The sequence below is a fragment of the Corynebacterium mucifaciens genome (assembly GCF_012396315.1).
Taxonomy (GTDB): Bacteria; Actinomycetota; Actinomycetes; order Mycobacteriales; family Mycobacteriaceae; genus Corynebacterium; species Corynebacterium mucifaciens.
Genome location: NZ_JAAXPF010000005.1, coordinates 145,642 through 154,656, shown reverse-complemented (window position 1 = coordinate 154,656; position 9,015 = coordinate 145,642). Strand labels below are relative to the sequence as shown.

The 9,015-nt window shown below is 65.0% G+C and carries 9 protein-coding genes; 8 read left to right on the top strand and 1 reads right to left on the bottom strand.

Translation table 11 applies throughout. The annotated features are described in order from the left end of the window. Positions 1–146: 146 nt before the first annotated feature. Both HF989_RS06140 and HF989_RS06135 read left to right on the top strand, forming a co-directional pair. Positions 147–710 (top strand): PH domain-containing protein, encoded by a 564-nt coding sequence (locus HF989_RS06140; protein ID WP_246233826.1) that lies wholly within the window; start codon positions 147–149, stop codon positions 708–710. Further along, positions 707–2,095: a PH domain-containing protein gene (locus HF989_RS06135; protein ID WP_343033561.1), complete on the top strand. Its 1,389-nt coding sequence runs from the start codon at positions 707–709 to the stop codon at positions 2,093–2,095. The genes HF989_RS06140 and HF989_RS06135 overlap by 4 nt, the downstream gene beginning before the upstream one ends. Here the strand turns inward: HF989_RS06135 and HF989_RS06130 are convergent. After that, entirely contained in the window at positions 2,042–2,515 is a 474-nt protein-coding gene (locus HF989_RS06130) for a tRNA (cytidine(34)-2'-O)-methyltransferase (RefSeq protein WP_246233835.1), read from the bottom strand. The genes HF989_RS06135 and HF989_RS06130 overlap by 54 nt on opposite strands. Positions 2,516–2,530: 15 nt before the next feature. On the opposite strand from HF989_RS06130, the gene HF989_RS06125 reads away from it, so the two are divergent. The 6 genes from HF989_RS06125 to HF989_RS06100 all read left to right on the top strand — a co-directional run bounded on the left by HF989_RS06125 (position 2,531) and on the right by HF989_RS06100 (position 8,995). Next, positions 2,531–3,403: a bifunctional methylenetetrahydrofolate dehydrogenase/methenyltetrahydrofolate cyclohydrolase gene (locus tag HF989_RS06125; RefSeq protein ID WP_168684840.1), complete on the top strand. Its 873-nt coding sequence runs from the start codon at positions 2,531–2,533 to the stop codon at positions 3,401–3,403. 13 nt (positions 3,404–3,416) lie between these two features. Further along, complete coding sequence (locus tag HF989_RS06120; protein ID WP_246233825.1) at positions 3,417–3,779, top strand: DUF3017 domain-containing protein; 363 nt, start codon at positions 3,417–3,419, stop codon at positions 3,777–3,779. Positions 3,780–3,866: 87 nt separating this feature from the next. Continuing rightward, the gene (locus HF989_RS06115; RefSeq protein WP_343033560.1) at positions 3,867–4,868 is read left to right on the top strand and encodes an ABC transporter ATP-binding protein; all 1,002 of its coding nucleotides are present in this window, start codon (positions 3,867–3,869) and stop codon (positions 4,866–4,868) included. 32 nt (positions 4,869–4,900) lie between these two features. Beyond that, on the top strand, positions 4,901–5,968 hold the full coding sequence (locus HF989_RS06110) for an ABC transporter substrate-binding protein (RefSeq protein WP_168684838.1): 1,068 nt from the start codon (positions 4,901–4,903) through the stop codon (positions 5,966–5,968). A 9-nt stretch (positions 5,969–5,977) separates the two neighbouring features. Further along, a complete protein-coding gene (locus HF989_RS06105; RefSeq protein ID WP_168684836.1) occupies positions 5,978–7,636 on the top strand; it encodes an ABC transporter permease in 1,659 nt (552 codons plus the stop codon). Positions 7,637–7,699: 63 nt separating this feature from the next. Further along, positions 7,700–8,995, top strand: a complete 1,296-nt coding sequence (locus HF989_RS06100) for a hypothetical protein (RefSeq protein WP_168684835.1) — start codon at positions 7,700–7,702, stop codon at positions 8,993–8,995. The last annotated feature ends 20 nt before the right edge of the window (positions 8,996–9,015 follow it).

Below are 9,015 nucleotides of genomic sequence, written 5' to 3'. Positions count from 1 at the left end.
CGTCGATTTCTACAACCACGAACGGTTGAAGTCGACGCTGACCGAAGGATATACAACCATCGCCCAGTACCGACAGGCACTGAGCGTATAAAAGCCCCCAGTGGTCCAAGAAATAGTCAGCACCCCCGTGTAAGGCACCCCACTCGATGGATAAGCATCCTGGGGTAAGCATCTTCGCCGGAATGAGCACCAACCCGGCTGGTAGCGTGTGCGCCATGCCCGATGCGCCTGTCCATCCCCTGCCTACGTCCGTGGAGACCATGAACAAGGTGTCCCCGAAACTGATGTGGCCGCAGTTGGTGAACAACGCCATATGGATGGTGATCGTCTGCGGTGGCCTCTACCTCTGCTACCGGGAGTGGGGATGGGGCTTTCTCATCCCGCTGGGGATTTTCGGCGTCATCTTCATCTGGCGCTTTTTCCTCATCCCGTTCCAGGTTCGCAACATGGGTTGGCTGGAAACGGACAATGAGCTGGTGCTGAGCAAAGGCAAGATGTTCCACACCATCACGGTGATTCCGTACGGGCGCATTCAGTTCGTGGATGTGGAATCGGGCCCGATTGCCCGCTCGCTGGGGCTGAAGGAGCTGAAGGTGCACACGGCGTCGAGTTCCTCCGATTCGGACTTGCCGGGGCTCTTGGCAGCAGACGCTGACGCGTTGCGCGACCGGCTCGCCGTCAAAGCGCGCGAGCGGATGAGCGGCCTGTGAGCAACATCCACACCACCCCCGGCATGGAGGGGTACCGCCAGGTGCACCGACTGACGCCGTTGCTGCGTGTCTGGACGTTCACGCTGGCGTTGGCCACCCTCGCCCTGTTTAACTTCAGCATGCCCATTTACCACTGGGCGCAGCGCGAGAACGTCGGCGTGACCGACATCGGGTGGGCTGCGGCCGGTCTCGTCGGGGCGCTCGCGGTGGTCTTTGCGGTCTCGCAGATCTGGTGGCGCCGCAGCGGCTTCAAAATCAGCGACGACGAGGTGGAGGTGCGCCGCGGTGTGCTGACCAACCAGGTCCGCGCTGCGCGCTTCGACCGCATCCAGGCCGTCGACGTCATCGAGTCATTCGCGCCGCGGTTGTTCGGGCTCGCGTCGGTACGCATTGAGGCCGCGGGCAGCGCGCAGTCCGCGATCAGCATCACCTACCTGCCGCGCGACGAGGCGGAAGAGGTGCGCGCGCAACTGCTGCGCCGCATCGGCGGCACGCAGGAGCGATCGCCTATCGACGCCACCTCCGGCCCCGACCTCGTGCCTCCCATTCCCATCCGCAGGTCGCTCATCGGCACCGCCTTTCAGATGTCCACGCTGTTTACCATCGCGTGGGCGTTCGTGCCCATCTGGACGGAACTATCCGCCGCCGCGATCATCCCCGTGGTCGTGGGGTTTTTGCCCAGAATTTGGCGCACTATCGACCAGTCGTGGCGGTTCACCTGCACCAAGGAGGGGGAGATGTTCCACCTCACCTACGGCCTGGCCAACCGCCGCCGTCAGGCGGTGCCGCGCTCGCGGATCCACGCGGTGCAGCTGCGCCAGCCGATGTTCTGGCGGCTCTTCGGCTGGTGGACGGTCTCGGTGGTGGTCGCGGGTTACGGCTCGGAGCGCAACAAGCAGTCCGGTACCTCGAAGCTGCTGCCGGTAGGCACGTGGGCGCAGGCGAAGGCGATGGTGGACGCTATCGGGCCGCTTGCTGGCGACGACCTAACGGACCTTTCCACCGCGGAGTACCGCTCGCCGCGCAGCGCACGGTGGGTCTCGCCGATCGACTGGAAGCGCCAGACCGTCAAGGTTCGCGACGGCGCCGTTGCGACCACCGCGGGAAGGATCGGACGCTGGTACCAGATGGTGGATATCCCGCACATTCAAGAGCTGGCATTGGAACAAGACCCGTTGCAGCGCAAGCTTGGCCTAGCCAGCGTGGACCTCGACATGGTGCCCGGCCCGTTCCGTGTGTCGCTGCGCGATGTGGAGGAGGCGCAGGCGCGGGAGATCGTCGATAGGCTTCGTGCCCGCAAGCTCCCGCCGATGCAGGTCACGGACCCGCTGTCAGACCCCGCCGAGGAAGCCGAGCTGGCGCCACGCCTCGTAGACGGCGACTGACGCGGAGTTGGTCAGGTTCATGCTGCGCCGCGCCGGGAGCATGGGGATGCGCACGCGGCGGGTAATCCGCGGGTGGGAAAGGTGGTCCTCGGGGATGCCGTTGGCCTCGTTGCCGAACATGAGCGCGTCCCCGTCTTGGTAGGACACCTCGTGGTAGTGGTGCTCGGTGTGCGCGGTAAACGCGAAGACGCGGGAGTCGGGGATGGAATCGAAACAGGCGTCGATGTCGGGGTGAATGATCACGTCGGCCAAGTCGTGGTAATCCAGTCCCGCGCGCTTGAGGTGCTTGTCGTCGAAGTTGAAGCCGAGGGGTTCGACGAAGTGCAGCTGCGCCCCGGTGTTGGCGGCGAGGCGGATGGCGGCGCCCGCGTTGCCGCCAATGGCCGGGTTGTCGTAGATCAGGTGGAGCACGCCTGACAGTCTAGGATTGAGGCCGTGACTGCGATCAAACTGGACGGCAAACTCTACCGCGAGGAGATTTTCGCGGACCTGCGTGAGCGCGTAGCTCGTCTCAAAGCAGAGCATGGCATCACCCCGGGGTTGGCCACGGTGCTCGTGGGGGAGGACCCGGCCAGCCAGAACTACGTGCGCATGAAGCACAAGGACTGCGAGGAGCTGGGTATCGCGTCCATCATGAAGGAGCTGCCGGGCGACTGCACCCAGGACGAGCTGGAGCAGGTGATCAGCGAGCTGAATAACGACCCAGCTGTCACCGGCTACATCGTCCAGCTGCCGCTGCCGAAGCACCTGGATGAAAACCGTGTGCTGGAGCTGATCGATCCGGCCAAGGACGCCGACGGCCTCCACCCGGTGAACCTGGGCAAACTCGTGCTCAACGAGCCGGCGCCGCTGCCGTGCACCCCGAACGGCTCCATCAAGCTGCTGGAACGCTTCGGCGTGGATTTGAACGGCGCGATCGTCTGCGTCATCGGCCGCGGCGTGACCGTGGGCCGGCCGATTTCGCTCATGCTCACCTCCCGCGGCGTCAACGCCACCACCGTGCTGTGCCACACCGGCACGAAAGACCTGGCCGCGGAAACGCGCCGCGCGGACGTCATCATCGCCGCGGCGGGCAAGCCGCACATGATCACCGCCAACATGATTAAGGAGGGCGCCACGCTTCTCGACGTAGGCGTGTCCCGCGTGGACGGCAAAACCGTCGGTGACCTGCACCCCGACGTGTGGGAGAAGGCCGGCTGGGTCTCGCCGAACCCGGGCGGTGTGGGACCGATGACGCGCACGTTCTTGGTGCGCAACATCGTGGAAAACGCCGAGCGCCAGGCGGGCATTGGCCAGGCCGCCAGCTAAGGCGGGAGCCGGTTTGGCACGGAGCAGGATCCAGCTACCCGGGGCGCAGCTTCCCGACGGGCTCACGCTGGACAACCCCCACGACCGCGGCAACGCCACCTCGCCGCTGCCTATTACGGCGCAGCGCGTCATGGCGGCGGTGTTCGTGGTGGGATTCGTGCTGTCCGGCATCTACATGGCAACGGAGCACTGGCGCCGCGCCACCTTCACCCTGGGCGCGGCCATGCTGTGGCTGACCGTGATGCGCCTGACCTGCGATTCGCGGGTGATCGGCCTGGTGTCGGTGCGCTCCCGGCGCTTCGACGCGCTATTCACTACCGTCTTGGGAGCGGCCATGATGTGGCTGTCCTGGTCGGTGGACGCGTTGGGGTCGTAGCGCGTTCGATTGTTAGACCCCAAACCTTCACCGTAAGTTCATGCAACCGTCCCTTTAGGGCAACCTCGCATCCGTAATGTGCCCCGGGTGATTTTGGACAGCGGTGCCAGCAGAGACCCCCAGGTATCCTTACGCGGCGTACGCCGCGAGTTTCCGGACGGCACTGGGCTCCACGAGACCTCCCTGGACATCGCGAAGGGCGAATTCGTCTCCATCCTCGGCCCCTCCGGCTGCGGCAAGTCCACGCTGCTGCGCTGCGTCGCCGGGCTGGAAACACCGGACGCGGGCGTGATCGAGTTCGCTGGCCGCGAAGTGTTCGGCCTGAGCACCAATGTGCCGGTAAACAAGCGCAACCTGTCGATGGTGTTCCAGGACCTCGCGCTGTGGCCGCACATGACCGTGGCCAAAAACGTCGAGTTTCCGTTGACCACTGGCAAGCAGAAAGTATCCAAGGCGGAGCGCGAGGAGCGCGTGGCCCGCGCGATGGACATGGTGGGCATCGGCGCGAAAGCCGAGCAACGCCCGAACGAGCTTTCCGGCGGCCAGCAGCAGCGCGTCGCGATTGCGCGCGCGCTCGTCTCCGATCCGAAGCTTTTGCTTATGGACGAGCCCCTGTCCGCCCTCGACGCAGCCCTGCGCAACCAGATCCGCTCCGAGCTGACCCGCCTGGCCTACGAGCTCAACCTCACCGTCATCTACGTCACGCACGACCAGTCGGAGGCACTGGCCATGTCTGATCGCGTCGCGGTGATGAACGCCGGCAACGTCGCGCAGTTCGCGGACCCGGTGGAGCTGTACGACCACCCGGCAGACGACTTCGTGGCCGGCTTCCTCGGCGTGACCAACACCCACGAGACCCTGCCGTCGAACCGGCCGGAGGATCTGGGGGTCACCCCGTTGCATGGAAAGCGACCGGATGTTCTTCCGGCGAACTCCATCGTCGGCGAGGTGGTGGAAAGCCAGTACACCGGCGGGCGCTACGAAATCCGCAGCGTCGTGCCGGGGGCGCCGGAGCCGTGGCTGGCCTACACCAGGCACCGCCTGGGTCGCGGCGACGACGTGCTGCTCACGCTCACCCCGCGTTCCTAATCCCGTTTCCCCTTTACAGGAGATTTCCCAACATGAAGAAGATCATCGCAGCGCTCGCGGGCGCATCCGCCGCTTTCGGCCTGGTTGCCTGCGGCTCCGTCGAGTCCAACGACACCGCTGAGTCCACCGGCGCAAACGAGGCCAACGAGACCGTCGCCGCCGACGAGTGGAAGGCCCCGGAGGGCCTGTCCGGCTCGATCGACTATTATTCCGCAAACCCGCAGGGCCTGACCGACGCACTGGTGGAGGCCTTCCAGGAGAAGACCGGTGTGACCGTCAACGTGTTCGCCGGCACCACCGGCGAGGTCACCGCCAAGATCAAGGCAGAGGAAGCCAACCCGCAGGCCGACGTGGTCTACCTGGCGTCCTGGAACGCCGCAAACAAGCAGGCAGAAACCGGTGCGCTGGAGTCCTACAAGCCGGAGAACATCGACAACGCCAACGCTGACTGGAACGCCGCCGACGACACCTTCCACGGCCGCGACGGTTCCGCGCTCGCCCTGGTGGCAAACACTGACGTGGTCTCCGACATCCCGACCGACTGGGAGGACTTGGCAGACCCGAAGTACGCCGACCAGGTGATCATGCCGGATCCGCGCGAGTCCGGCACCGCCGCCGACCTGCTCACCGCCATGATCGCCGAGTGGGGCGAGGACAAGACCTGGGAGCTGTTTGACAAGCTCTTCGACAACGGCATGATCGTCCAGGGCGCCAACGGACCGGCGCTTGACCAGGTCACCTCCGGTTCCAAGGGCATCGTCTTCGGCGGCGTGGACTACTCCGCCTACTCCGCCAAGGGCAAGGGCGAGCCGCTCGAGGTTGTCATCCCGTCCTCCGGCACCACGGTCACCCCGCGTCCGGTGATGATCATGAAGTCCTCCGACAACATGGACGCCGCGAAGGCCTTCGTGGACTTCATGTTCTCCGATGAGGCGCAGCAGATCTCCGCGTCCAAGAACATGATCCCGTCCAACAAGAACGTGGACCCGAAGAACGGCCCGAAGCTGGCGGACATCAACCAGATCTCCGACGACTGGACCGCCATCTCCAAGGACTCCAAGAACGTCCGCGAGCAGTTCGCTGACCGTTACCTGAAGTAAAAGGCACCAATGACGGCGAAGACGAAAATCAGTCCCGGGGTCTACCCGGTCCTGATCATCCTCCTGGTCCTGGTCGCGGCACCGCTGGTGTCCGTCCTGGTCACGGCGGTGACCGGATACCGCGGCGAGGAATCTGCCCTGCAGAGCCTGCTGCGCCCGGAGATGCTGCGGGTGATCCGCAACACGGTCTGGCTTTCCGTCCTCGTCGTCTTGTTTGCCACACTGTTCGCGGCACCGCTGGCCTTCTTCCGCGCCTGGACGCCCATGCGGCGCGCCGGGTGGGTGGAAGTGCTGGTCATGGTGCCGTTTATGACCCCGCCGTTCGCCGCGGCGATGGCGTGGATGGACTTCACCCGCCTGCGCGGCGTGGCGGACATGCTGCTGGGGCCCACGCTTGGCGACGTCGTCCGGTACGCCATCAACTCAGTGTGGGGCATGGGCTTCATCATGGCTGCCGAACTCTTCCCGTTCCTCTACCTGATCCTGCGCAACGCGTTCGCGTCGATCCCGGCCTCGCAGCTGGAGATGGCGCAGGTGGCGGGGGCGAGCCGGTGGCAGCAGTTCAGCCGTGTGGTAGTGCCTGCGGTGGTCGGCCCGTACTCGCTCGGCGCGCTGATCGTCTTCATCAAGGCCGCCGGCGAGTTCGGCACCCCGGTCACCCTCGGCAACGCCATCGGCTACGAGGTGCTCGTCTCCTCGATCTACCAGGACGTGACCATCGACCCGCTGAACTTCTCCAAGGCGGCGGCGTCCTCCAGCGTGCTGTTCACCCTCGGCGTGATGGCGTGGGCCATTCAACAATGGGCGGGCAGGGGAGTGCTCGCCACGGGTGGCAGGGTCGCTCGCGCGGTCAACCTTCGGCCGTCGAGAAGCATGATGGCTCTTGCCTGGGTGTACACCGCGGTGGTGTTCACGCTGAGCGTGTTCATCCCGTATATCTCCATCATTTTGGCGGCGATGACCATCCTGCGCTCCAAGCCGCCGACACTGGACAACCTCACGTTCGACTACTTCCACATCGTGCTGACCATGCCGTCCGGGCAGGAGGCGCTGACCCGCTCCATCGTGCTCGGCGCCATCGGCGCTACCACCGCGGTGATCCTTGCGCTGGCCGTGACGGTGTTCACGATGCGCAGCCGCCGCTGGCCCGCGCGCGCCTCCGACTTTTTGGCCGTGGCTCCAGACACCGTGCCCGGCATCGTGCTGGCGATCGGTTTTATCCTCCTGTGGAACTCGCCGAAGCTGCCGTTTACCCCGTATGGATCGCAGTTGATCCTGGTCATGGCGTTTACGGTGCTGTTTGTGCCGATGGCGGTGCAGAACATCAAGACCTCTGCCGCCGCGATGTCGCCGACCCTTTCGGAGGCCTCCGCCGTCGCCGGCGCGACGTCCTGGCAGACGTTTACCCGCGTGACCCTGCCGATGCTCGCGCCCGGAATTTTCGCCGGCTGGCTGCTCGCGTTTTTCGTGGGCATCCGCGAGCTGGTCATGTCCTCGCTGATCCGCCCGACACGCATCAACCTGCTCGCGCCGTGGATCATGAACCAGTTCGAGCAGGGCCACCGTGCCGAAGCCATGGCGATGACGCTCATCGGCGTGGGGACATCAACCGCGGTGCTCGTGCTGATCCGCTGGTGGCAGGGCAGAAGTAGCGCACACGTTCGGTAATTTGGCACTGCGTGTCGGCGGGGTTCGTAGGGTTGAAGCTGTCGTTTCCCCAGGAGGTCCCGCATGACAGATTCCCGCCCGAGTTATTTCTCGCTCACCACCGACGTCCCCGGCGCCGGGGTTGAGGTGACCGTGATGGTGCAGTCGCTTTTCGACGACGCCCCGTCGCCGCGACAGGTTGAATTCGCCCGGGAGCTGTCAGCGACGCTGACGGCAGTCGCGTCCGAGTACACGCCGGTGGAGCCGTGGCGCACCGAGTCCTTGGACGCCTACCTCGTGTTGGCCAACACTCACCAGCTGCTGGACCTCGCGCGCAATTCCGTGGACGCCACCCCGTCGCAGGCGCGCCGCTACTTCGCGGGGGCCGCCGACAACCTCGAGGTGCTCAAGGAGTGGGACCCTCGCTTCACCAACGCCTACTACCAGACAAGGAAGTGCGAGCAGGCGGCGGGCAACTTCCTCATGGATGACCTCGAGGAGTTTCACGATTGCTTAGAGACGTGGCTGCCAGCGCGGTTGCTGGGACGCAGCCCAACAGAGCGCGTCGTGGTTGTGGACGATTTGCAGACACCCGAAAGCTTCGCCGCCACGCTCACCCCGGACCACGAGGCCGTGAGCGTGAACATGCTGGACGCGGACGAGGTGGACAGCTATACCGCCGTGGGCCGCACCGTCTACCCGGTGCCGATGTATCGGGACGGGACGATCAGGTCCCGTCTTGCCACCTCCATTTATGTCGACGGCATGCGCCTGACCTATATCGTCCACACGGACAACGAGGCGTTTCCGCTGCTGAAAGAGCTTGGCGAGGCGGCCGAGGTGTTCTGCAGCGTCACCTGCGGCTACACCCCGGTGGAGTACTACACCGAACTCGCCTACGCGAAGCAGCTGGACAACCTGGTGTGCTCCCCGCGCTTCGACGAGGACGGGGTCTACCGCCGCAACCTGTTGGACATGTACGCGTACTCGCTATCGGTGATGAGCAACTTCGACAGCACGTTTGAAACGCCCCGGGACCTGGCCCGCAGCGCGGCGCAACTCAACGAGGAGATGCGGGCCGATGCGGCAATTGAGCTGGCCCGCACGATTGGGTACTGGCTGCCGCGCGACATCACGGACCTCATTCCCCGCGGCTGGACCGACGCCAGCAACGATGAATTTGCGATGGAACTTGAGGACGGGCTGAACATGCTGCCGGGGCGCCGCTTCGTGGTGGTGCTGGACCACCAGTCGCCCGAAGAGTACGAGCGGACGCGCCTGCCCAACCGGGAGAAGCTGTACCCGATGGTCTACGGGGAAATCGCGGACGTGGACATCTTCGACCTGAGCCACACCGAGATTTTCCTGGGCGACGTCTAGCCCGCGGATATCCTTGCACC

Excerpts from the sequence above, each read along its gene's own strand:
- HF989_RS06140 (WP_246233826.1), top strand. The coding sequence starts at position 147 with ATGGATAAGCATCCTGGGGTAAGCATCTTCGCCGGAATGAGCACCAAC.
- HF989_RS06110 (WP_168684838.1), top strand. The coding sequence starts at position 4,901 with ATGAAGAAGATCATCGCAGCGCTCGCGGGCGCATCCGCCGCTTTCGGC.
- HF989_RS06105 (WP_168684836.1), top strand. The coding sequence starts at position 5,978 with ATGACGGCGAAGACGAAAATCAGTCCCGGGGTCTACCCGGTCCTGATC.
- HF989_RS06100 (WP_168684835.1), top strand. The coding sequence starts at position 7,700 with ATGACAGATTCCCGCCCGAGTTATTTCTCGCTCACCACCGACGTCCCC.